At 46.6% G+C, this 23,423-nt stretch carries 20 protein-coding genes; 4 read left to right on the top strand and 16 right to left on the bottom strand.

What is annotated here, in order from left to right; all coding sequences use genetic code 11:
- Positions 1–33: 33 nt before the first annotated feature.
- From ACDE64_RS11195 to ACDE64_RS11175, 5 genes are all read right to left on the bottom strand, one after another.
- Positions 34–1,710: a nucleoside recognition domain-containing protein gene (locus ACDE64_RS11195; RefSeq protein ID WP_411350055.1), complete on the bottom strand. Its 1,677-nt coding sequence runs from the start codon at positions 1,708–1,710 to the stop codon at positions 34–36.
- Positions 1,704–2,840, bottom strand: a complete 1,137-nt coding sequence (locus ACDE64_RS11190) for an NAD(P)/FAD-dependent oxidoreductase (RefSeq protein ID WP_411350054.1) — start codon at positions 2,838–2,840, stop codon at positions 1,704–1,706. The genes ACDE64_RS11195 and ACDE64_RS11190 overlap by 7 nt, the downstream gene beginning before the upstream one ends.
- A 366-nt stretch (positions 2,841–3,206) precedes the next feature.
- Positions 3,207–3,716 (bottom strand): GNAT family N-acetyltransferase, encoded by a 510-nt coding sequence (locus ACDE64_RS11185; RefSeq protein ID WP_411350053.1) that lies wholly within the window; start codon positions 3,714–3,716, stop codon positions 3,207–3,209.
- Between the two features lie 421 nt (positions 3,717–4,137).
- Entirely contained in the window at positions 4,138–5,103 is a 966-nt protein-coding gene (locus tag ACDE64_RS11180; protein ID WP_411350052.1) for an AEC family transporter, read from the bottom strand.
- 332 nt (positions 5,104–5,435) lie between these two features.
- Entirely contained in the window at positions 5,436–7,151 is a 1,716-nt protein-coding gene (locus ACDE64_RS11175; RefSeq protein WP_411350051.1) for an NAD-dependent malic enzyme, read from the bottom strand.
- Between the two features lie 333 nt (positions 7,152–7,484).
- On the opposite strand from ACDE64_RS11175, the gene ACDE64_RS11170 reads away from it, so the two are divergent.
- Positions 7,485–8,366, top strand: a complete 882-nt coding sequence (locus ACDE64_RS11170) for a LysR family transcriptional regulator (protein ID WP_411346530.1) — start codon at positions 7,485–7,487, stop codon at positions 8,364–8,366.
- 184 nt (positions 8,367–8,550) lie between these two features.
- Here the strand turns inward: ACDE64_RS11170 and ACDE64_RS11165 are convergent, their stop codons facing one another.
- Positions 8,551–9,039: a TetR/AcrR family transcriptional regulator gene (locus ACDE64_RS11165; RefSeq protein WP_411350050.1), complete on the bottom strand. Its 489-nt coding sequence runs from the start codon at positions 9,037–9,039 to the stop codon at positions 8,551–8,553.
- A gap of 160 nt (positions 9,040–9,199) precedes the next feature.
- Between ACDE64_RS11165 and ACDE64_RS11160 the strand changes: the two genes are divergently transcribed.
- The 3 genes from ACDE64_RS11160 (at position 9,200) to ACDE64_RS11150 (ending at position 12,157) form a co-directional block, all read left to right on the top strand.
- A complete protein-coding gene (locus ACDE64_RS11160; protein WP_411346528.1) occupies positions 9,200–9,922 on the top strand; it encodes an SDR family NAD(P)-dependent oxidoreductase in 723 nt (240 codons plus the stop codon).
- A 223-nt stretch (positions 9,923–10,145) separates the two neighbouring features.
- Positions 10,146–11,825: a hydroxylamine reductase gene (hcp, locus tag ACDE64_RS11155; RefSeq protein ID WP_411350049.1), complete on the top strand. Its 1,680-nt coding sequence runs from the start codon at positions 10,146–10,148 to the stop codon at positions 11,823–11,825.
- A 92-nt stretch (positions 11,826–11,917) separates the two neighbouring features.
- Positions 11,918–12,157 carry a hypothetical protein gene (locus ACDE64_RS11150; protein ID WP_411346526.1) on the top strand — a complete coding sequence of 80 codons (240 nt, stop codon included), beginning with the start codon at positions 11,918–11,920 and terminating at the stop codon, positions 12,155–12,157.
- A gap of 253 nt (positions 12,158–12,410) precedes the next feature.
- On the opposite strand, the gene ACDE64_RS11145 is transcribed toward ACDE64_RS11150, so the two are convergent.
- The 10 genes from ACDE64_RS11145 to ACDE64_RS11100 form a co-directional block, all read right to left on the bottom strand.
- Complete coding sequence (locus ACDE64_RS11145; RefSeq protein WP_411350048.1) at positions 12,411–13,259, bottom strand: LD-carboxypeptidase; 849 nt, start codon at positions 13,257–13,259, stop codon at positions 12,411–12,413.
- A gap of 51 nt (positions 13,260–13,310) precedes the next feature.
- Positions 13,311–13,823: a histidine phosphatase family protein gene (locus ACDE64_RS11140; protein WP_411350047.1), complete on the bottom strand. Its 513-nt coding sequence runs from the start codon at positions 13,821–13,823 to the stop codon at positions 13,311–13,313.
- Positions 13,824–14,213: 390 nt separating this feature from the next.
- Entirely contained in the window at positions 14,214–15,713 is a 1,500-nt protein-coding gene (gene hemG, locus ACDE64_RS11135; protein ID WP_411350046.1) for a protoporphyrinogen oxidase, read from the bottom strand.
- Positions 15,710–16,990, bottom strand: coding sequence for a radical SAM protein (locus tag ACDE64_RS11130; RefSeq protein ID WP_411350045.1), 1,281 nt, complete (start codon positions 16,988–16,990; stop codon positions 15,710–15,712). The genes hemG and ACDE64_RS11130 overlap by 4 nt, the downstream gene beginning before the upstream one ends.
- A gap of 37 nt (positions 16,991–17,027) precedes the next feature.
- The gene (locus tag ACDE64_RS11125) at positions 17,028–17,741 is read right to left on the bottom strand and encodes a YwiC-like family protein (protein WP_411350043.1); all 714 of its coding nucleotides are present in this window, start codon (positions 17,739–17,741) and stop codon (positions 17,028–17,030) included.
- Positions 17,742–17,917: 176 nt separating this feature from the next.
- A complete protein-coding gene (gene moaA / locus ACDE64_RS11120) occupies positions 17,918–18,934 on the bottom strand; it encodes a GTP 3',8-cyclase MoaA (RefSeq protein ID WP_411350042.1) in 1,017 nt (338 codons plus the stop codon).
- A gap of 223 nt (positions 18,935–19,157) precedes the next feature.
- On the bottom strand, positions 19,158–20,660 hold the full coding sequence (locus ACDE64_RS11115; protein WP_411350041.1) for an MFS transporter: 1,503 nt from the start codon (positions 20,658–20,660) through the stop codon (positions 19,158–19,160).
- A 565-nt stretch (positions 20,661–21,225) separates the two neighbouring features.
- Positions 21,226–21,873: a response regulator gene (locus tag ACDE64_RS11110; protein WP_411346518.1), complete on the bottom strand. Its 648-nt coding sequence runs from the start codon at positions 21,871–21,873 to the stop codon at positions 21,226–21,228.
- Entirely contained in the window at positions 21,870–22,910 is a 1,041-nt protein-coding gene (locus tag ACDE64_RS11105) for a sensor histidine kinase (protein ID WP_411350273.1), read from the bottom strand. Before ACDE64_RS11105 ends, ACDE64_RS11110 begins: the two co-directional genes overlap by 4 nt.
- A 35-nt stretch (positions 22,911–22,945) precedes the next feature.
- The gene (locus tag ACDE64_RS11100) at positions 22,946–23,404 is read right to left on the bottom strand and encodes a GAF domain-containing protein (protein WP_411346517.1); all 459 of its coding nucleotides are present in this window, start codon (positions 23,402–23,404) and stop codon (positions 22,946–22,948) included.
- Positions 23,405–23,423 lie beyond the last annotated feature (19 nt).

The raw sequence follows: 23,423 nt of genomic DNA, 5'->3' as shown, positions 1-23,423 counted from the left end.
CACGCTCCCGTTTCCATATTTGCCATTGTCGTATTACAAGCCGATCATCAACCAACCTAACAGCAGCGCGCTTATTACCGAAGTTAACATCTGCTTACTAGCAAGCTGCATCGCAAAAGCCACTCCCAATTCGCGCGCCACCGTCCACAGCGTGACCAGACACGCAGTCAACGTCGACGCAAGATATACGAGAAGGAACAGTTGCGCTGCACCAAGCGAGGCGATCAACTGCCCATTGCCCTGATTGAGCACCAGCAGACCGTCCTTGCGCAGAATGGAAAATAATATCCCCTCCGCCGCGCCACCTGGCAGATGAAACCACGATAATAACGGTGCGCAGACAGCAGTTAACCATGTTAATAATCCACTCCACTGCAATCCACTCGCAATCACGCAGATTAGCAAAAAGATCGGCATCGCCTGCATGAGAAACTGTTTGATCACTCCGCGTACCCGCCACTGAACTGCGCGCCACGATGGTATTTGCAAAAACGTCTGTCCTTGATACACCGGAGCTGCATTCTGTACATTGCTGCGATTCCAAATCCGCGTATGCAGGGCACCAACGAACACGAGCGTGATCAAATAAGGTAAAAATAACCACGGTCTGCCACCTGAACTGAAGATCGACAGGCTGGCACCAATCTGATAGCTACATGCCGAACCAAATGTAATGAGCGAAACGCAGGACCGTCGTGTACATCGACTGCATGCACGACTTTGAAATACCGCTACTACGTTACAGCCGAATCCGCTCAATACCGGAATCAGATCGCGACCGTTCAGACCGATGCGCCGCATCCAGCTATCCAGCGCATCGGTTATTCGATCTTTTAGTCCGCTCTCCTCCGTTAGCGCTACACTGATGCTCATACATAGCACTACTGGGAACGCCCAAATAAACGAGTACAACCCCAGACTAAGCAGTCCGTAATCACCGAGTAGTAATGTGTTCAACCATGCCTGAGAGTGTACGCTGCTACTGCGAAGCGGATCAAGCACCCATGTATCTGCCAGCGGTTGCAACCAGCCGGATAGCACATAAGCAATGTAGACTGGTAGAGCAAACAACAGTAGCAGAGCGGCGGCAGCCAGCCATTTCCCAATGATTCTATGCTCTAGCAACGTATGCTGCGGTTGCTGTCCGATCGGTAATGGCAAATCCGCCAGAACCGGTTTGCGCTTCATTGGTCGCGCCTGCCGAATTGCTCGAATCAACAATGCTCTGCGCTCCGAATCCAGCTTACGGCAATCGGCAGTCAATACCGAAATGCCCAGCACCCGCCGAACATGATCTGCATGCTCCTGTACCATTTGCCCTGTTTTGTCGGCAAACGTAAGTAGCAGAACGACATGTTTGCCATCCAGATCTAACATATTCAACAGCAGCGGTAGCTCGGTGTTGGCATGTGTACTGCGTACAACCAGCACGACTGTATCTCCGGCAGCCAGCGTATGTAGCGCCAAGCTGGTCGTTTCGCTATCGTCCTGTATTCGGATGCTCGGTGTATCGATCAGACGTAATGGTTCATCTCGCAATACCGTCTGGCGCGTTACTACTGTGGAGCCGCGCACATTCGCTTCTGTGCCTGTATGCTTACCACTCAAACTGCGAAATAGTGCCGATTTGCCAGCGGATTCGAATCCGATCAACACTGCCTGTTGTAGCGATTGCTGGTGTGAAGCGTCTCGTTGTTGCTCATTTAGCATGTACAGCTCTCCCCGCAGCAGGACAGATCATCCAGAAACATATGCTCCTTCCGATACGTTTCCAGTACCGAGACATCCAATCCCAATTCATTACCGATCTGCTGAGCAATAACGGCGAAGCGCTGGCGAAATTTATAAATAAAGCAAAACATCAATTGCCCGTGCATCACATTCGGCCCACTAACGAACAATCCCGGCGTCACCATCGATTCGTCTGCCCGTCCAAGCAGCACCTGTCCACGCTCATCACGTTGCAGCAGATGATCAATTCGTCGCAAGCTGCCATCAAAGCCAGTTGCCAGAATCGGTGGCTGCGGACTATTGATCTGATGACGCCCACCGTGCTCGTCCTCGCAATACATCACATAACCGCCACCGTCTGCCGGTTCGATCCACTGCACATTGCAGTTGCCGATAAAGGTAATGCGATCATGCTTCATTTCAGCGCGCAGCCGATCTTTTGTATAGGGGCTTAAGCTCACGCTCGGATCACTGCTGCCTTTGTTCAGCAGATGACTGCGCCGCTCTAGGATAGTTACCTTTTTCCCTAGTCGACTCAGATGAATGGCAGCATCAACGCCGCTCTCATACCCGCCAATAATGACCCAATCATCGCCATCCAACTGCTGCCAGCTCACAATCTGACTATTGTGGATACCATATTCACTGCCCGGTATAGAAAAGACGCGCGGATATTGGTATTCACCTGCTGCCCAGATCACGAATCTGGCGTACATCACTCCTTCGGATGTATCCAGTCGAAATCCATCTTCATATCGCTGTACATCCAGTACATCAACACCAGTACGTACCGGGAGTTGATGATAATCGCTAACTGCCTGCAAATATTCCGCATATTCTCGACCTGTTGGATGCTCCGTACCGAGCGTATACGCAGGCGACGTGTGCAGCGTTACCGCGTTCAGATCTAGCATCCCGTACGCATTGCCGGTAAATGAAGGCGTAATCAGCCGCATCTCCTCTGGCCACGCGCGAAAAGACGAGCCAATCGTTCCCCTTTCCAAAATGCAATACCGGGTTAATCCTATCTCCTTCAGCACAGCGCCAATACCGATTCCGGCAGCGCCTGCGCCTACAACAATGCAATCCAGTCGTTGTTCCCATGCCATATCATTTCTCCACCTTCTATGACTGTACTTCCTGTATTCGTAATGGATAAGGTCACATCCATTACTCTAAATCGTAATAATTACGATTAATGATTATCAATATATTCCTCATCGTTCTTTTTGTCAACTATGGAACTGCTGAAGATTACGCCGAAGAATACAGAAGAACAAGAAGAAAAAAGCTCCACAGCGTGAACTGTGAAGCTTTCTCGTGAGTTTCTTTGGTTTAGGTTTTCTGTTAACTTTCTGTTTAGCTTTGCGTTTGTTTTTACTTCTAGCATGATGAGTCTGCTCTGTACTGTCACTGTCAGATGATGTATTTTATAAAAATCCACTTCCACTTGATCTACGTCCTAATTCACATCCTCAATCTTCCTTAGCATCCCGAATCGACAAGCGATAGAACTTCTTGTCCACCTTCATCACTGGAAAAGCTTCCGGCAATTGCGGCTCTGTCACTTCTATAAATCCATTCTTTTCATAAAAGCGATGCGCTGCCTTGAATTGCGGAGTGGTGCCGAGATAGATATCGGTCACTTGCTTGTGCTGCGCCCATTGGATTGCCTGTTGCAGCAATAGTTGTGCAGTTTTCCACACTTTGCCCCGATAATTGGTATGCACGAACATTTTGCGCAGGGCGACCTGCTGCCCACCGATATCGACCAGTGCAATCGTTCCGACGACACGCTCACCATCTAGTGCGACCCAGAAATTGCCGTTCTGCTGCTGATAAAATTGCGGTATGTTCGCCAAATCAGGCTGATCCTCGCGCGTAATCTCAATGCCATACTCCTGCTGCTGAATATGCACAATCAGCTCCGCAATAGGTTCGAGATCATCCTGTTCATAGGGACGGATACGCAATAGATTGGACATCGTACCACTCCTTTTCGCTATGACCGGTTGTATCCGGCTCTGTGCATGTAGTCTGTGTATGTAAAAAGTTAATATGTCTATCATAATGCGTCATCTGAATCTGTACAAGCATACGTAGACGTATATCATGTGATGTATCGATATCAGATGAGAACGATATAAACGTCATGTCTACGATGCGAAAGTCATACTGTAATATAAAAAGCTGCCATCGTATCGAAGTATATTCCTTCAATACAACAGCAGCTTTTCATCTATATCGTAACAACGACAGCTTGTTTATCTATATCACACTAAGATGCTTATCTCCCAGCTCTATAAAACAATCTCTACAGTTACCAGAACGATATTCAGTAGTGTAGCACAATCATTCAAATCTCATTTATCCAAAAATCATCTAAAATTGCAACTACCTCATCTGTCAAAGCAAAATGGAAATCAGAATTGGTAGTGAGATCAGTGACAGGACAGCGCTGAGGACAAAGGACGAAGCTGTCTCGACTTCCAGTGTCTCAAAGCGAGTTGCGATCATCGCAGCAACAGCTGAACCTGGGAAGGATACGAGCAGAACTGCCATCGTTACATCATTTGACGACAGACCGAATGCCAGCGCCAGTGCAAAGGTGAGAATTGGCAGTGCAACCACTTTTAACAGCGAGATGCCAATAGCACTACCGCTAAATTTGATACGGTTCAAGCCGATAGTTACACCGATAGCAAACAGGGCAGCACCGGAAGTAATATCACCGATCTGATCAAGGGAATCTTGCAGCAATTGCGGTGCCTGGAAACCAAGCAGCGTCAGGACTACACCAAGCAACGGTACACAAGCGAGCGGCTCACGCAAACCATGCAAAATCGAATGCACAGTCAGCTTCAGCAGACCTTCTTTATGCCCTTCTTTTTCGCTATTTGCTTGTGTTTTCTTGCCGACCGAGCTAACGATTGTGGCAATAGGATCAAGTAGTGCGTTGACAACAACCCCTGTAATCGCGATGGGAATGGCAACTTCCGCGGCTCCGAACAGACTGCCCAGAACGGGAATCCCCATAAAAGCAAACGACGGTTGTGTCGAGTTGAGCGAGAAAATGGATGCTTTGTTCAGATCCATTTTGAATACGAGACGCATCACTAGCAGCATCACAACATAGAAGCCGATAATACCGAGAAACATGGTCATGAAAAATGGCCACTTCTCGATCAGCGTCTGTTTGCTCGTTGTTGTAATACCGATAAACAGATGCGCAGGCAATGCAAATTTGGTAACAAGTGTATTTAAACCTTTGGACGAGGCGGAATTGAATATTTTGAAATGTCCGCCCAGAAACCCAAGAATAATAACAAAGAAAATCGGAATTAAGATCACAAAGATATGACCGACTGACATGATTACAGGACCTCCATCTTATGGTTGCGCTATGTTGTGTAATGCCCAAAAGGGCGGCTGCCCATCCATAAGGACAGGCAGCCAGGCGATGCAAACGGAAGTCAGTCGCATAATTGTGTGTATGTGGCAGCTGACAGCGTGTTTGCATCTTACATATCTACAAACCGCGGCAATACGGTAAGGGAATAATTCCGGGCATCATCCATACCCGGTATTCCGATGCTTTTATCATTTCTCTCCGTTGACTCCATGTTTCTCTCTTTTTGTAGCGTTTCTCTTCCACTCTTTGACGCGTTTTGGATACCTTTTCTATAGCAATGCCCGTCTCTGAATTAGCCAACCTGAGACATTTCGGCAACTTTTACATCACGATATACCGGATGCCACATGGCGTCTTTGATCGCTTGCTCCACATCATCTGGAGTATGGTTCGCAACACCATCTTGAATCGCTGCTTTCGCGACGGCAACAGCCACGGCAAACGATACCGTATGCAAATCTTTGACGTGTGGCAGCAGGGATGCGCCCGGTGCAGAAGAATCGACTGCATGAGCAACCGCATCAGCGGCAGCGGTAAACATGCCTTTTGTAAATATGCTAGCTTTGGCAACAATCGCACCAAGACCAAGTCCAGGGAAAACAAACGCATTGTTGGATTGACCGATCTCGTACGTAACGCCGTTGTATTCTACTGGCGCAAACGGGCTACCGGTGGCGATTAGCGCTTTACCATCTGTCCATGCCAGTAGATCAGCAGGAACAGCTTCTGCCAGTGAAGTCGGGTTCGACATTGGCATAATGATGGGACGTTCCACATGGCTTGCCATTTCTTTGATAATTGCTTCGCTGAATGCGCCGGTTACGCCGGATGTACCGATCATAATCGTTGGTTTCACCTGACGAATGACTTCCAGCAGGCTGATTTTGCCATCTGCATCGGTTGCCCAGTCACTCACTTCGGATAGCTGACGAACATACGGTTTCTGGAATTCCAATACACCCTCTGTTTGTTCAGTCAGAAGACCACGATAGTCATATGCCCAGAAGCGCTGTTCCGCGTCTTGTTGAGACAGTCCTTCTTTCATCATTGCATCGCGAATCTGGTCAGCGTTACCGATACCGGCAGCACCTGGACCGAATACGAGTACACGATGATCGCGCAGCGGCGTACCGCTTACTTGTACACCGGACATAATGGCTGCCAGTGTTACCGCGCCTGTACCTTGAATATCATCGTTAAAGGTCAGGATGTTATCGCCGTATTTGTTAATGATATTCCGTGCATTCACATTACCGAAATCTTCCCAGTGCAGTAGTACGTTCGGGAACAGCTTACGGGCAGTTTCTACATAACGGTCGATAAATTGGTCGTATTTCTCGCCACGAATACGTTCATGACGATTCCCAATGTACAGCGGATCGTTCAGCAATTTGTCGTTGTTCGTACCGGCATCCAGTACGACAGGCAGTACACGACTTGGGTTAATCCCAACAGCCGCCGTATATACAGCAAGTTTGCCGATAGCGATGTTGATACCGCCTACGCCCCAGTCACCGATACCGAGAATACTTTCGGAGTCAGTCGCTACGATCAGATCAACGTCACCCGGCTGCATACCAGAATTACGGAATGCTTCTTCGATGCCGTCCATGTTGTCAATCGAGAGATAGACGCCGCCCGGTTTATGATATTGCTGGCTATATTCCTGAATCGATTGACCGACAGTCGGTGTATATACGATTGGCAGCATTTCGCTCAGGTGCTGGCTCAGCAGACGATAGTACAATACAACGTTACGATTGGACAGGTCGTTCAGCATAATATTTTTGCGCAGGTTGTTCGGTTCGTTTTGCAATTGTTCGTATACCCGATTCACCTGTTCTTCAATTGTCAAAATGGTTGGAGGCAGAATTCCGTTCAAGTCGAGTTCTTTGCGTTCCTCCGCTGTGAAGGCAACCCCTTTATTCAAGGTTGGGTTAGCCAGTACATCTTTTCCTTTTAATACAGTACGTAGAGATCCATCACGATCAAGATAAAAAGCGTTCATTTTAACAGCCTTCTTTCTTACTTTTTTACTAGTTGTTATTTTTGGTAATCAACAGTAATCACAATATTTATAATAGTATCATTTTGACATATTGTAAAGGCTGAATTTGAATATTTTCTATCAATTTATAATTTATCATTGACAAAAACTATGATTAATATGAAAATACAGAATATTTATTTCATTTTTACAACTTCTTTCTTAATCAAGATATCGCTTACATGTGTCCAAAAAACGAAAATTCGTATACAGGACGCGGAATATGATGGATTGGAAAAATAAATCAAAAATAATATAATGATAGACAAAAGCAATGATAAGGGGAAATGAGCAATGGAACTAAGACAACTGGAGTATTTTGTAGCGGTTTGCGAGGAGCTTCATTTTACCCGTGCTGCGGAAAAGCTAGGTATTACCCAGCCTACGCTAAGCATTCAGATCCGGACAATAGAAGAAGAATTAGGTATGCAGCTGTTCGACCGGATTGGTAAACGCATCACTCCTACCGAAGCAGGCTACATTCTGCTCAAGCAGGCGCGCAGTATTCTGTTGAAGCTACAAGATACCTATGATGAGATCAATGGACTGCGCCAGTATGATGGTGGCAATCTGGTGGTCGGGCTGATGGCAGCAGAGCTGGATTATCGTGTCACGCCGATCTTGATCGATTTTCACCATCAATTTCCGAAGGTGCATTTGAAAATATTCTCCGCGATTGAGGTTGCCGATATGGTCATTAGCAATCAGGTCGATGTTGGCATTACACTAATCGAATTCAGCGATCCAAGACTAACAACGATTCCGCTGTATACCGAGGAATTCGTACTTGTAGTGTCAGAGCGACATGAACTGGCTGGACGCAAGTCGGTAGCATTGGAGCAGCTGGGCAACCTGCCACTGATCGCCTACCCAAAAGGCTTCAAAGCGCGCGAGCTGATCGAAACGCATTGCCGGGAGCATGGGATGAACTTGAATATTATTGTAGAAACGTCCACTGCCTCCTCTCTGTACGGCTTTGTCCGCTCCAATGTAGGCGCTTGTCTACAGCCGTATTCGCTATCGAAATCATTTAACGATCCAACATTACGACTGATCAAAATTGAAGATTTCCCGCCTATCCGTCATATTGGCATTATGCACCGGAATGACAAGTTCCTCGGTTACGCTGCCAAGCAGTTTATCCAGCTAGTCCAGAATCAGATGACGACAGACTAATTGGAGCATACTTGCTTTAGTAATATATTCATTAAAATAAATCCATTAAAAATAGTAAAGAGAGTAGTTTCTTTACTATTTTTAATAATAATTTCAGAATAAAGAACAAAATTTTGTCATTTAGACATTCTAAGTGCATTATTAGTTAACCTGCTAATCATATTTGCAATATGCTCAATAGATTCTATAATCCCTCATCTATCCATTTTGTAATAATCGCTACTGTACCATAAGAACAAAAATCACATATATACTCGACTTCTCTTTTTTCTAAGTTAGGATACATACTTTTTATATTTTTTTGAAACTCGTAGTCTGAAATACTCAGTAATTTTATAAGCATTTTCGAATGATAAGTCTTCCTAAAAATTAACTTACAATAACTTTGATTAGTATAAATAATTTCTAACCATTCTGAAATGTCTGGAATTTCACTATCGATTTTAGACTTCTCCCATTTGTTGATAAAATCTTTAAATATAGTTTCTTCGATCTGCTCCAACATATCAAAAGGATTATTATAATACTGATAAAATGTGCTTCTATTTATATCAGCATTAACACAAATATCTGTTACAGTAACGTTTTTAATATCTCTATTGTTTAACAGTATCATTAGGCTTTTAATCAATGCATTTTTAGTCTTGCGTATTCTACGATCCTCTTGAATCATAATTCCTCTCCGTTTCGCAACAAAAATTAAGTTTTGTGTTGTTTACCTAACATTTTATAAGTAATTTGATGGTTGAAGCTCATTTCATAAAATATTATGATGCATATATATTCAAAAAACAACACCTGACGGATAACATACATGTGAAGGGGATACTTATATGGATAAAAAGATTGCATTAGTCAGTGGAGCAAACAAATCGATTGGTTTTGAAGTCGTACGTGGACTGGCGCAAATGGGTATGATCGTATATTTGGGCAGTCGTAATGAAGAAATGGGCATACAAGCAGCGAATGATTTACATTCTGATGGTGATGTTCGTTTTATACAGTTAGATGTATCTAATGAACATTCAATGACTTCAGCTATCCATACAATTCAGAAGCAACATGGACGTCTTGATGTACTAGTAAATAATGCTGGAATTGCTTCTTCAGATAGTGATGCACATAATTTTTCAGCATCTAATATTTCTATGGAATCTGTAAAAAAAATTTTCGATACAAATTTCCTTGGAGCTGTTCGTCTAACACAATTATCAATTCCACTTCTAAGACAGTCTAAAGCTGGACGTGTTGTTAATACATCCAGTGCTGCTGGCAGTTTTCAATATTTAAATGATGTAAATTCTCCAAAACCTTTTGCATACTGTACATCCAAACTTGCATTAAATGGTGCAACAATCATTTTTGCAGATGAGTTGCGTGACACAGGAATCAAAATCAATGCTGCTCATCCTGGATTGGTAAATAGTGCACTTAGTAATAATATGGGTGAACGTACAGGCAAGGATGGAGCTAAAATTATTATTCAGCTTGCTACATTAGATGATAACGGTCCGACTGGCGGATTTTTTGATGAAGACGGAGTTTATCCATGGTGATTTCATTAATTATGTATGTTAATTTGTATTAATAAAAAGGCTACCTCATGTTGCAATGACATGAAGGTAGTCTTTTTTACTTTTTTGCATAAAGTGATTGTAATCACTCGGCACCTGCTGTGAACACGATATGCTGAACACAGGATGCAGCGATACGCGCTGCGATGTGTACAACACCAGTCCATGTTGAACACAAATATGTTCACAATCAGGAGGTCATAACATGCAAGCTCAGGATAATTTACCATATTCCACACCGATGTTTTGCTTTCAGTGTCAGGAAGCCGCCAAAGGTACAGGCTGCACGATCAAAGGCGTTTGTGGTAAAACGTACGATGTTGCTAATTTGCAAGATTTGCTGTTGTATTCGTTAAAAGGAATTTCGTGGTTAGCTGAACACGCACGTCTATCCGATGTACTGGAACAGGAAGTTTCTCTATTCATAACAGATGCGTTGTTTACTACTATTACCAATGCGAATTTTGATAAAGCATTTTTCTTGAATCATATTCGTACTGCACTGGAACTACGGGATCGCGTACGACACGAATATGATGTTACCGCAGCAGCAACGAATACGATTATTCCCGATGCGGCAACCTGGAGTGGGCATACCGATCAGGAGCTGGAACATGCGGCAATGACTGCCGGTGTGCGACGTACCGTGGATGAAGATATCCGCTCTCTGCGGGAACTGCTGATGTATGGATTAAAAGGCATGGCAGCTTACACGTATCATGCCGGTCATCTGAATTACAGCAATATCGAAATCGACCGCTTTATGCGCCGTGTTCTGGCTGCTACGCTGGACGATACACTCGGCGTACCAGAACTACTCGCTCTGGCGATGGAAACAGGCAAGGTTGGCGTCGATGCGATGGCGATGCTGGATCAGGCGAATACTAGCACTTACGGTCATCCGCAAATAACCAAAGTCAATATCGGTGTCGGTCAGCGTCCCGGTATTCTGATCAGCGGGCATGATCTCCACGACATGGAGCAATTGCTCAAACAGACCGAAGGTACAGGTGTCGATGTGTATACCCACAGCGAAATGCTGCCTGCCCACTATTATCCTGCATTTAGCAAATACGATCATTTTGTCGGTAACTATGGAAATGCGTGGTGGAAGCAGACGAGTGAATTTGAATCTTTTAACGGCCCGATTCTGATGACGACCAACTGTATCGTGCCACCAAAAAGCAGCTATATCCATCGTCTATACACAACTGGCAATACCGGATATGAAGGTGTGCAGCATATTCCAAATGGTGAGAACGGTGCACCGAAGGACTTCTCCCTACTCATCGAGCAGGCGCTGCAATGCGAGCCGCCGACCGAGCTGGAGCAGGGCGAGATCATCGGCGGCTTCGCGCATCAAACGGTGCTAGGATTGGCAGACCAGATTGCCGAAGCGATACACAGCGGTGCAATCAAGCGCTTTGTCGTAATGGCGGGCTGCGACGGTCGAATGAAATCGCGTAGCTATTACACTCGTTTTGCCGAGGAACTGCCGCAGGATACCGTCATTCTGACCGCTGGCTGTGCCAAGTATAAATACAATAAGCTGCCGCTTGGCGATATTGGCGGGATTCCGCGTGTACTGGATGCCGGGCAATGTAACGACTCCTACTCGCTCGTCGTGATTGCGATGAAGCTGCAAGAAATGTTCGGACTAGACGATATCAACGATCTGCCAATCTCATACAATATCGCTTGGTATGAGCAAAAAGCAGTCATCGTCCTGCTCTCCCTGCTGCATCTTGGCGTCAAACATATTCATCTCGGTCCAACCTTGCCTGCCTTCCTATCTCCGAATGTAGTTCAGGTGCTGGTAGATAACTTTGGCATCGCTGGCATCTCTACGGTAGATGAGGATATGCGCATTCTGTTAGAAGTATGATTGCAGTTTGAACAGAACGGGTAATCATGTACAATTACAGGTCATATCGCAATGACGATCCTACATTTCATTTGACACAAGGAGGCTTCATAATGGCAGAATTCCCAGAAAAGGTGCAATTACCTGATCGCCAGGAGCGTGAGCAGGTTGGACGGCAGATCAATGAAGGCTTTGCCCGTGTGGAAAAGCAGGAAGTTCCCGGCGGTGCAACCGATATTCCAACGCAGCCTATCGCACCAAAGTTATCAGAGGACGATATCCGTCGCCTCGTTGGTGAAGGCAACTTCAAATCGGCAAAAGACGGTGACCACCACAGTTCGATCAATAGTTGATCTGGTGGAAACAGGGATACAGTCCCTTTTGCCAACTATTGCATAGATGATTTCATGCACCATAGATGGATATGAGAATATAGCAAAAGCGCTCTTATCTACTCCAACAGATAAGAGCGCTTTTGCTATATCTTTTTGAATTTTATTCCTCGTAGTGCATCTCGTTGGAGTCTGTCGAGAAATCGTCAATTGATCCAGACTTATAGAATTACCTAGTGAACGCTATCTATCGAACGATTATCAGTTTTGCCATTCAACCAATGATCATGCAGCCGGAATCGCTGCCGTGCCCCAGTTGTGTTGTATGCACCACTGGAATGCTGCGCTCAGCGGTTATGTTCAACACATACTCTAGCAGTGCGCTTTGTTCCCCATATTGTTCTAGCTCAGTAAATGTACCGATCAACAGCCCGGAGCATTCATTTAATAGTCCCGTCTGATTCAGTTGATCCAGCATGGACATCACGCGTTTTAGTCGTCCGCTCAATCCTTCCAGCATAATGACTCGTCCGCGAGCATGAGGGAAATGCTGTGTCCCGGCGAGCTTCAGCAAACAACGCAAATTGCCACCGATCAACTCTCCATTCAAATCCTCACCGCGCAAAAATTCAAACTCCAGATCATACAGATCGCTGCCACCTTCAAAAAAGGTACGATAAAACTTCTGTCGCTGCACTTCCCCGTGCTGACGCACCAGATTCATCACCTGATAATGATATCCCGATACATTCGTCCGCGCATAAATAGCATTCAGGATGACCGACAGATCACTCATACCAAACAGCGGCTTGCTGGAACGAGTGATAGCATCATAATCCAGATACGGCAACACCCCATTCGCCGAATCGCCACCAGAAATATCAAAGATCGCTGTGACGTGATCGTCAGCAAACAAACGATTCAACTCCGCTGCCCGATCCTGCGGACTGCCGCTCCACCCATATTCCGCCTGCATTAACGTCTTTGCTTCCTGCACCTGCAAGCCCCACTCACTCAGCCGATGAATCAGCTCATCTACACTGCTTCGATTCCCCCAAGCAACTCCATCCGAACACGAGATCAAGGCGACGATATCGCCACTTTTTAATTGTAGTTGTGACATTGTGCTGCTCCTTTGCTGTGAATTGTGTATGGGTGTTGATATTGATTTTTATTAATTATTCGTTTCGTGAAGAGTCGTATAATAATGTCCCGCTTCACCAAGAAAATCATTTCGACTCAGCCCTTGCTCTCCAAGTAATTCGCGATAGCTGTTGATTGTTCCATCATGCGAAATGATGATTGCTCTCGTGCTGGCACTTTGTTTTACTTGCGATAACAATTGATGGGCATAATATTCAAATTGTGATTGTGGCATCGTATTCACTGCATCGTCCCATAACTCCAACGTTTGCTCATTCATTACCTGCCAATCGGGACAATGGGTAGATACCGCTTCTATCGTCAAAATGAGATCACAAGGTAATGTAGGCCAATCAGGATTTTGCGGATACATACGCGGACCGCACAATGGATGAATCCATACCAGATCAGGATCATGATCACCTGCAAGCTGACGAAGAGACTCTATTGTACGTATCGTGGGACTGATTACAAATAGATCATGGGCAGTAATCGAAATTTCAGCGCGCAATGCTTGCATTTGCTGTACACCAAGTGCAGTCAAATGCGGATGCATTCTTTACAAGCGGTCAGGAGTATTCAGGTTGTGCTCCGATTGCCCGTGACGAACAAAGATCAATTCCATAGGCTTCTCCCTGTTTGAATTTGAACGATTCAGATGATTAAAATATTCGCTATGGCATATCGTTACTTGTTGATAGGTGGAAATCATTATTTTATTAACTGGTGTGCAGATTCATATGTACTAACGGTGATCGAACTTTGCGTTCATCTTATCATCATTCCGACATATGGAGCAAGCAAGCGCGCACGGCAAATAAAGCTTTTCATCTACCAGATATACTCTTATTCAAAGAGACATATCAAACCTAGATGAAAAGCTTTATTCTCCCTTACAATGATCATATTGCTGCTAATCGCATCACCGTTACCGTTACAACGATACTGCTTGTTGATTCCAGCTTTGAATCAGTTGTTCGGCGGATTCTCTGCCGTGTTGGATGCAATCGGGAATGCCGATGCCGCCATAACCTGCGCCGCATAGCGAAATGCCAGGTAGCCAGCGCTGCATCGCTGTATGAATCCGTTCCATCATCTGCTGATGACCGACGGGATATTGGGGCATGGAATGATAACAGCGGCTAATCTCTACGAGATCGGGTTCGGCATCGAAGCCGATCAATTCGCGCAGATCGTTGCGTACTGCCGCTACCAGTTCGTCATCGCTCATCGTTACCCATTCCTCCGCTCCTGCACGACCGATATAGGTGCGTAGTAAGGTTTGCCCTTCAGGTGCGGCATGATTCCATTTTGTAGATGACCACGTACACGCAGTGATCGTACGTCCTTCCTTACGTGGGACGAGGAATCCGGTACCTTCAAAGTCCTGACGCAATTGATCATGCCGGTAGCCAAACGCAATATTCGCCACCGACACATAACGGATATGTTTTAGCTCGGATACGTGTGGAATATCATGAAAAAGTTCTGCTGCCGCATACGCAGGAATCGTACAGATGACCGCATCTGCGATCAGCGCTTTGCCATCGTTCAACTTAACAATATACGGAAAAGCAGCTTCCCCAGGATGCTTTTTCACCTGTACAGCATGCGTGCCCTTTAACACGTTTACATCGGAGAGTTGCTGCTCCAGTTCATCAATGATCGACGATAATCCACCTTCGCAAGACAGAAACATACTCTTTTTGGGCGGGGTTGAAGTAGTCTTAGTAGTTGTCGGTCGGCGTAGCATACTGCTTGCCATACCGACAATGAGGCTACGGTGCTGACGCTCCATTTGCTTGAACTGAGGAAAGGTCGCTCCGAGACTGAGCTGACGCGTATCACCTGCGTAAATACCAGCAAGCAGTGGCTCGGTCATCTGCTCCAGCACTTCACGTCCAAGTCGTCGCTGAATAAAATCGCCCAGCGCTTCGTCGGTGTCTACTTTGCCTGCCGGGATGAGCAGATCGAGTAAGGCGCGTGCTTTGCCAAGTGGTGAGATCAGTCCGGTGCGAATGAGCGGCGTAATGCGTGTCGGAATACCGAGTACGAGACCAAGCGGCATCTGGTGCAGCTTGCCGTTGTTCATAATATAGGTAGAACCGGCTTTGGGATTGGTGGGCACGAGTTGCTGTTCCATACCGAGATCACGAGTCAGATCGAGAATGGGCTGTTTGCGCGCAAGAAAGGAATCGGGTCCCTTTTCGATCAGAAAGCCTTCCCGGCGTACGGAATGGACTTTGCCGCCAAGACGGTCACTCTTTTCTACAAGTGTAATTTCCAGTGGAAGCCCTTGCTCTGTAGCATATTTTTGCAAATAAAAGGCAGCGCTCAAACCGGTAATGCCACCGCCGAGAATAACGGCTTTGTACGTTTTTGTTTGTGGACGTTTCCGTACCGGCGTTGTTGGATTAGTTGTTATGATTGTCATTGTGCATCTTCTCCTGTCCAGCCCGCCGGTACATATGCACAAGCAGGGTCGCTTTGTAAATAATCTCCTGTTATCGCATACGCCCGTGCGCGTGAACCGCCGCAGAGCGTCTTGAACTCACACACACCACATTTTCCTTTGAGCAATCTCTTGTCACGCAGCTCCTGCATCACGGTCGATTGCCGATATATGTCAGCCAGCGGCGTTTGACGCACATTGCCGCATTGCAAAGGTAGAAATCCGCTAGGATACACATCGCCGATATGGCTAATAAATACAAACCCGTCGCCATCATTCACACCTTGCGGCGCACGCCCCAGCACATCGACATGTCGTGGCATCGGTACTTCAAATGGCAAGTTGTCTGGAATGGTAGACGATGCTGGTGCTGCAATATCCATAGTCAGCTGTGTGTGAGTGGAGATAGATGCAGGTGACGATAACGGCAGATCGAAATGGTTGGGGTTGGGTTGGGATGCAACATTCTCCTTGCCTGGCACATGTAGATGTCCACCTGATTCTTTGACTTTGACAGCGTATTGTACCAGCACACGACGATAATGTGGTGCTTCTGTCGCTTTGATACCATACGGCACATTCTGACGAAGTGTACCTAACCAGTTCATCACCTGCTCATGCTGCTCTGGTGTAATCATATCGTCAGCATTGGCACGTCCAGTCGGAATGAGGAAAAAGAGGCTCCACAGCACGGTTCCCATCTCTTCTACCAACTCGGCAATACGCGGTAGATCGTCCAGATTATAACGTGAAACGGTCGTATTGATCTGAATTGGCATGTGCATGTCCTGCAAATAACCAATACCGTTCATCGTCCGCTCAAAAGAACCCGGTGTACCACGAAAATGATCGTGAATTTTATCACATGAACCGTCGAGACTAAATGCCCAGCGTGACAATCCAGCGGCGGCGGCCTGCTCTACTGCTGAGCGAGTGACACGCGGCGTTGCACTGGGCGTCATCGAAACGGACAGTCCATGCTTATTCACAGCATACTGAATTAGCTTATACAGATCTGGTCGCATTAACGGATCGCCGCCAGTGAACACGAGCAGCGGATGCTGCATCTGCGCAATCTGGTCAATCAGCTGCTTACCTTCCTCGTGAGATAACTGATTAGGATCGGCACGATACTGCGCTTCGGCGCGGCAATGTAGACATTTTAGCGCACACGCACGCGTCACTTCCCAGATGACGATAAAGGGATTCACCTTGTAATCTCTGGAAGTTACGATCGGCCTGCCCGTGGTTGTGTTCATGGTTGCCTCTCCCTTCCCGATTGTTGGAGTTGCCATATTAATTATTGAAGCCAATCAGTGAGACACAGACTAGCATCGCACCGAGGATTTCGATCATGCCGACGGTTTTGATATTTAAAGGTAGATGTGGTAGCCATATACTACGTAGCAGAAGGATCGCTGCCGGGATCATCAGCCACACATTCCACCAGCCTGCCATCAGTAATAGCAGCAGATGGTAACATACCGATATACGATAATAGATGCGATTGTTCTTCTCACGAATCATCGTCTTCACATACACCGCGGTGCCGCAAAAATACATCACTAGTATCAGAAACAAATGGCTGGCTGTCGCCCAGTTCATATCCTCACCGACAAAAGCCGCTGGATATACAAAGGAACAAAACAATACAATCGCCAGCACATCATTCAGCAGTGCACGTTCCTTACGCTTACGGGCAAAATACATATTCGGAATAAAAAATAGCAGTAAAATCACGCTATACCAGAGCAACTGCGGCTCCATCCAGACGATTGTTGTCAGCAATGGAACGAGCAGCACGCCATATAATAAGGTTGGCTGCCGATAACGCGCTGCTCGACCCGTTTTGATCCAGAGCAATAACGGAAAGCTGAACAGATACATCACTAACCAGCACAGAAACAATGGCACATGCAGCCAGCTTCCCCCGGACAGACTCAATCCGCATAGAAAAGGGACAACTAGCATCGCCCATGCTCCATGCTGATTCGGAATATACCGGTTCATACGTCCGCTCCTTTCGACTTCCTTGAATCGTACATGATTATTTCCACATTATATGATAAATTCAACATTGTATTCTGAGGAGGAATACTGGACTGGCAACGTTCCATACTTCATTGGCTTGCTGTTAATTAGTAGATTGTTAGTTCATCAGTTCATCAGTTCATCAGTTCAAAATGTCAACCACCGATATACGACATGTTAATTTTCCCTTTACGAGTCTGCGGCTGATCATCTTCGCCGCGTTCGTCGGAATACTGATCCAATCGATGCTCCCATGTACGCTTGATCGCTTGCAGCAATACAGCATCATCTGCTCCGCGCCGCATTAACGAACGCAGATCATACCCTTCGGTCGCAAACAGACAGGTGTACAGCTTGCCTTCCGATGACAATCGTGCGCGTGTACAGGAGGAGCAAAAGGAATTTGAGACCGAACTAATAAACCCAACTTCGGTATCCGTTCCAGCATACCGGTAATAATTTGCCACCTCGCCGTACACCCCATGATGCACCGGTTCTAGCTCATACCGGGTACGCAGCTTTTTCAAAATGGCATCTTGAGATACGACGTAATCCTGTCTCCACCCGTTGTCGTTGCCCACATCCATAAATTCGATAAACCGCAAAGTAATCCCGCGTTCGCGGAAGTAATCCGCCATCGGCAGAATTTCCATATCGTTCATGCCCTTTTGTACAACCATATTGATCTTGATCTTGTAGCCGATCGAACGGGCATAATCGATGCGTTTTAGAATTTGCTGAGGCTTGATGCCGCGACCATTCATATAACCGAATCGTCGCGGATTGAGTGCGTCCAGGCTAATATTCAAACGACGTAAACCAGCATCGTACAGTGGTTGTGCTTGTGAACCAAGCAGCAGTCCATTCGTTGTCAGACCGAGATCCTCTACGCCTTGAATGGCAGTAATCCGGCTGATCAGCTCCGGCAATCCCCGACGCAGCAGTGGTTCGCCTCCGGTCAGGCGTACTTTGCTTACACCCAATCCGACGAACAAGGATACCAACCGCTCGATTTCGTCAAAGGAGAGCAGCTCCGAGCCATGCATAAACGCATAATCGTCACCAAATATCTCTTTTGGCATACAATAACGGCAGCGGAAGTTGCAACGGTCGGTGACTGAGATACGCAGATCACGCAGCGGTCGCTCCAGCAGATCAGTAGACGGATTCATGATAAGGTCCCCTTTATATTGTGATATACACAGCAATCAGCTGCATATGGAAGGTGTACGTGTTGATAGTAATATACAACAGATAGAAACACACATTTCAAAATTTATACGTAGCACTTAGCACTTAGCACTTAGCACTTAGCACTTAGCACTTAGCACTTAGCACTTAGCACTTAGCACTTAGCACTTAGCACTTAGCACTTAGCACTTAGCACGCGCGATGTTAAAGTTTGTTGGGCTGCTCTGTCAACTCGCTGAATGTGCCAACATAGCGTACATCTTCACCAGTTGCATCTTTGACCGCGCTAATGTTGAGCCATTGTACATATTCCTCACCATTTTTGCGGCGGTTCCAGATAGAGCCTTGCCAGAACCCTTTTGCCTTGATATCTGCCCACATGTTCTCGTAAAAGTCCTGAGGTTGGCGTTCTGATTTCAGAATGCTTGGACGCTGACCAAGCACTTCATCTTCACGATATCCAGTTAGCTTAGTAAATGCCGGATTGACGGTTTTGATATGACCTTGGGGATCAGTGACGAGAATACCCTGAGCGGTCGAGTTGAACACTTCGGATACTAGCGTTAATTTGTCCTGATAATACATCCAGACGACAATGATTAGACTTGCCAACGCCACCTGCGATAATAGCATGAAGCCAATTGAATACTGTCCGGTCAATCCGTGAATCGCCGCCAGCATAAGCGGTGGGAAGAATCCGCCCAGACCGCCCATCATCGATACGATCCCATTGGCAATCCCGGCTTGCTTGTTGAAGTAGAACGGCACCAGTTTGAAAATAACTCCGTTACCGATACCGGCACTCAGTGCAATCGCCAGACAACCGACGGTATACAGTCCAATCGATGGTGAGAATGCCAGCAAAATCGCTGCCAGTGTATATACGGCAAAGGTACACATCAGCAAGAACAACGCTTGGAAACGGTCAGCCAGCCAACCACCGACTGGACGAAGAAAGGTCGCTAGTGCGATAAAGCCAGCTGTACGCAATCCTGCATCCACTTTATCCAGTTCAAAGTTTGCTACTAGAAAGTTCGGCAGATATACGGTAAACGCAACGAATGAACCGAAAGTAATAAAGTAGAATAAAGAGAAGAACCATAGTTTTTCATTTTTGTATACGCCCTTGATCTGTTCAATGATCGGGGTTTTGATCTTGGTTTCTTTGCGGTCGCCGAACAGGAAGTTCAGCACGATGAATACTAATAGCAGTACCAGATACAGACGTACCGCTGACTGCCAGCCAATCTGGGTTGCTACGACTGGTGCGGAGAAGGTCGTAATCGCTGTACCGATATTGCCCATCCCATACACGCCGTTCACCAGACCATGCTTCTCGCGTGGATAGTACTTCGGCAGCGATGTGACGCCAACTGAGAATACCGCGCCCCCAATCCCGAGGAACAATCCGCCGATGATCAGATCGGACATCGTACTTGCTGTACTGATGTAATACACTGGGAACAGCAGCAAAATAAAGCTGATCATAAATACGACTCGTGCGCCCACAATATTGGCATAATAGCCAAGTGGAATCCGCAAGATCGAACCGAGTACGACCGGAATAGCGGTAACCATCGCCAGACTGCCCTGCGGAATGCTGATGTCCTCTTTAATAAATGGCATCAGCGAGGAAATAATTACCCAGACCATGAATCCCAATACGAGATTTAACGTCTGCAAAGATAACTGCATCTTTTTAATCATCCAACTCACCCTTTACTGTCAACTGTTCGGCTTGGCATCTGGCAGTGTATCCTGCGTAGCTGGTCCTTTGTGTATTTGTGCTAATGATCACATAGTATGCTGTGATAGTAGTGAATGAAGTAGAAACAGAAGGAGTTGCCAGATGCCTGTTTTCTTTTCTCCTTTATTGTAGAATTTTGACGACGACTCCGAATATAGGGGAGTACCCTGACTATGCCCGGGGAAACCCCGAATACAATTAGGGAGTAAGGAGATCGTGCTTCCAAGGGAGTCTAATCTGTAGTTATGAAGCCTGTAGTGGTGAAGTTAGCGCGAATGGTACACGGCGCTATAAACGCAAAAAAACCGCCGGTTGTAACCAGCGGTTCTACTTCACTCTATACGATTGAACTATACAGACTTTCGCATAATTGTGCCTTTTGCCCCCTAATTCCATTGGGAACAGGCGACTCTCATCATCGTCCACCTTTATTGTTCAGATGACCTTATATTGGAGATGCGATCCTCTACATCGCATCATTCATTTCTCTAGACAGTTGCAGTTTCCATTAAGTGATTACAAGGATCAGAAATCAAGAATCTTCTTCCGTAGCGCATATTCGACCAGTTCCGGGCGGCTTTTCAATTGTAGCTTGTCCATAATTTTGGCTTTGTGCGCTTCTACCGTTTTGACGGAAATGAACAGCTTCTCGGCGACGTCCTTGTTACTATAGCCCTTCGCCACCAGCGGCAAAATCTCTAGCTCTCGGCGCGACAACACCTCGTACACATCCTCCGAATCCACTCCGGCATTCGTCTTCACAAACTCGCGCACTAACGATGTAGCAAGCTTCGGATGAATATACGTGCCGCCTTCATGAATCGTACGAATCGCTGATAGCAGTTCTTCATCTGGTGCATTTTTTAACACATAACCGGAAGCGCCATTACGCAGCACATGGAACAAATACTCTTCATCATCATGCATCGTCAGAATGAGAATCTTCGTGTCTGGGTAATCCTCCTTGATCTTGCCGGTCGCGATCAAGCCACTTTCTCCCGGTGGCATACTCAGATCCATGAGCAGAATATCCGGCTGATGACGCGCGACTACTGTATACGCTTCGATTCCATCCGCAGCCGTGCCAACCACTTCCATATCCGGCTGAAAATTCAAAATCATCGCAAACCCGCTTCGAACAATCGCATGATCATCCGCAATGACAATCTTCATGACCAATGCCCTCCATATGCCTGCTCAGGAACAGGAATATCCAGTGTAATACGAGTTCCCTTGCCCTTTTCGGAATGGATGCTAACTCTACCGCCAACCAACTCCGCCCGTTCTTGCATGCCGTACAGACCGAGTCCCGTACCGATCGGATCATCGTCGGGATCAAAGCCTTTTCCTTTATCCTCAACCATCAATCGCAGATGACCATTCTCCTCACGCAATACGAAGTTGAGAATATCCACTTCCGCATACTTGAGCGCATTCAGAATCGCTTCCTGCCCGATCCGGTAAATGACCGTCTCCACCTCGCTACCATACCGTTGATTATCCAGATTGGAGTCAAAGCAGATCGCAAAGCCGTAACTTTCCTTGATCCGTTTGAAATGTGAGCGGAATGCCGCCTCCAATCCAAAATCATCTAGCGCCGCCGGACGCAACTCTACCGCCAGATTGCGAATATCGTCAAGCAGACGGGTCATCGATTCCTCGGTTTGCCGCATCTTCTTCAACAATTCCTCTTCGCCAGTCATATATTTCAGCACACGCAGGTCAATCACCGCGCTCATCAGCTCCTGCGCTACACTGTCATGCAGCTCGCGCGAGATGCGGCGCCGTTCATTTTCCTGTGCATGAATGACATGCTTCATCATTTTGTTCTGGTAAAAGCTTTCTTGCGTTTTGAACTGCTGCGACAGATCGCGCAGCATCAGTACATGCACGCCTTCCGTCTCGTCCAGTGTATGATATGACGCGGCATACGGAATAACCCCTTTGCCGACCGTATCCAGATACACTTGAAACGAAGAGAATCGCTCCGATTCCGGGCTTGTAAAATAACACGCGATACAGGTACGCAGCTCCGTCTCGCTCATATACCCCCGGCATACCCGGCAGATCGTCTCCGCATGTCCTTCATATAGCTGCTTCAGTACATCGTTATCAACAATCTTCTCTGCCGCCGGATTCATATACAGCACCCGACCGCCATGATTGAAAAAGAAAATCGCTTCTCTGCTCTGACTGTACAATTTGCTCATCCATTGATTAATCTGCTCTTGCTCGTTGGTTTGCTTCAACTCGGCATATACTCCTTTCCGTTCAGCTCCCCGATGCCCTGATGTGCCAGATCATTCAATGCCTGCATCATCGTTCGATCCACCCGCCGCTCATCCCGATATCCGCCCAGCAATACACCAGCAACACGCGTATCGTTCCACACGGGAACAGCGCCCAGACTGGTCAATTGCTCGGTACGAATGATCGGATAATTAAACAGCGCATCCCGAGGCACATCATTCTGCACAGACGCAAACATAAACGGCTTGCCCGTTTTGAACACCATACCGGCGACGCCCCGCCCGCTTTGCAGCACGATGTCTCTAAAGCGTTCATTCAGGTTGCCGGAAGCATACTTCCATTTGATCACATAATGGTATTCCGCTGGTTCCGCCAGCGCCAGTGCCATAAAGTCGTAACCGAATAGTGCACGTATCTCATCCAGCTCCTGCTGGTAATCCACTTTATCGTTCATTCGCTCGCGCTCCTAATGC

The organism is Paenibacillus sp. WLX2291 (genome assembly GCF_046603665.1).
In the GTDB taxonomy this organism is placed as follows: domain Bacteria; phylum Bacillota; class Bacilli; order Paenibacillales; family Paenibacillaceae; genus Saccharibacillus.
The sequence above is the reverse complement of the archived record's forward strand: the minus strand, read 5'-3'. Positions and strand labels throughout refer to the sequence as shown.

Bases quoted from the DNA above. Each gene is read 5' to 3' on its own strand.
- ACDE64_RS11195 (WP_411350055.1), bottom strand. From the start codon at position 1,710: ATGCTAAATGAGCAACAACGAGACGCTTCACACCAGCAATCGCTACAA.
- ACDE64_RS11190 (WP_411350054.1), bottom strand. From the start codon at position 2,840: ATGGCATGGGAACAACGACTGGATTGCATTGTTGTAGGCGCAGGCGCT.
- ACDE64_RS11185 (WP_411350053.1), bottom strand. From the start codon at position 3,716: ATGTCCAATCTATTGCGTATCCGTCCCTATGAACAGGATGATCTCGAA.
- ACDE64_RS11180 (WP_411350052.1), bottom strand. From the start codon at position 5,103: ATGTCAGTCGGTCATATCTTTGTGATCTTAATTCCGATTTTCTTTGTT.
- ACDE64_RS11175 (WP_411350051.1), bottom strand. From the start codon at position 7,151: ATGAACGCTTTTTATCTTGATCGTGATGGATCTCTACGTACTGTATTA.
- ACDE64_RS11170 (WP_411346530.1), top strand. From the start codon at position 7,485: ATGGAACTAAGACAACTGGAGTATTTTGTAGCGGTTTGCGAGGAGCTT.
- ACDE64_RS11165 (WP_411350050.1), bottom strand. From the start codon at position 9,039: ATGATTCAAGAGGATCGTAGAATACGCAAGACTAAAAATGCATTGATT.
- ACDE64_RS11160 (WP_411346528.1), top strand. From the start codon at position 9,200: ATGGATAAAAAGATTGCATTAGTCAGTGGAGCAAACAAATCGATTGGT.
- hcp (WP_411350049.1), top strand. From the start codon at position 10,146: ATGCAAGCTCAGGATAATTTACCATATTCCACACCGATGTTTTGCTTT.
- ACDE64_RS11150 (WP_411346526.1), top strand. From the start codon at position 11,918: ATGGCAGAATTCCCAGAAAAGGTGCAATTACCTGATCGCCAGGAGCGT.
- ACDE64_RS11145 (WP_411350048.1), bottom strand. From the start codon at position 13,259: ATGTCACAACTACAATTAAAAAGTGGCGATATCGTCGCCTTGATCTCG.
- hemG (WP_411350046.1), bottom strand. From the start codon at position 15,713: ATGACAATCATAACAACTAATCCAACAACGCCGGTACGGAAACGTCCA.
- ACDE64_RS11130 (WP_411350045.1), bottom strand. From the start codon at position 16,990: ATGAACACAACCACGGGCAGGCCGATCGTAACTTCCAGAGATTACAAG.
- ACDE64_RS11125 (WP_411350043.1), bottom strand. From the start codon at position 17,741: ATGAACCGGTATATTCCGAATCAGCATGGAGCATGGGCGATGCTAGTT.
- moaA (WP_411350042.1), bottom strand. From the start codon at position 18,934: ATGAATCCGTCTACTGATCTGCTGGAGCGACCGCTGCGTGATCTGCGT.
- ACDE64_RS11115 (WP_411350041.1), bottom strand. From the start codon at position 20,660: ATGATTAAAAAGATGCAGTTATCTTTGCAGACGTTAAATCTCGTATTG.
- ACDE64_RS11110 (WP_411346518.1), bottom strand. From the start codon at position 21,873: ATGAAGATTGTCATTGCGGATGATCATGCGATTGTTCGAAGCGGGTTT.
- ACDE64_RS11105 (WP_411350273.1), bottom strand. From the start codon at position 22,910: ATGAGCAAATTGTACAGTCAGAGCAGAGAAGCGATTTTCTTTTTCAAT.
- ACDE64_RS11100 (WP_411346517.1), bottom strand. From the start codon at position 23,404: ATGAACGATAAAGTGGATTACCAGCAGGAGCTGGATGAGATACGTGCA.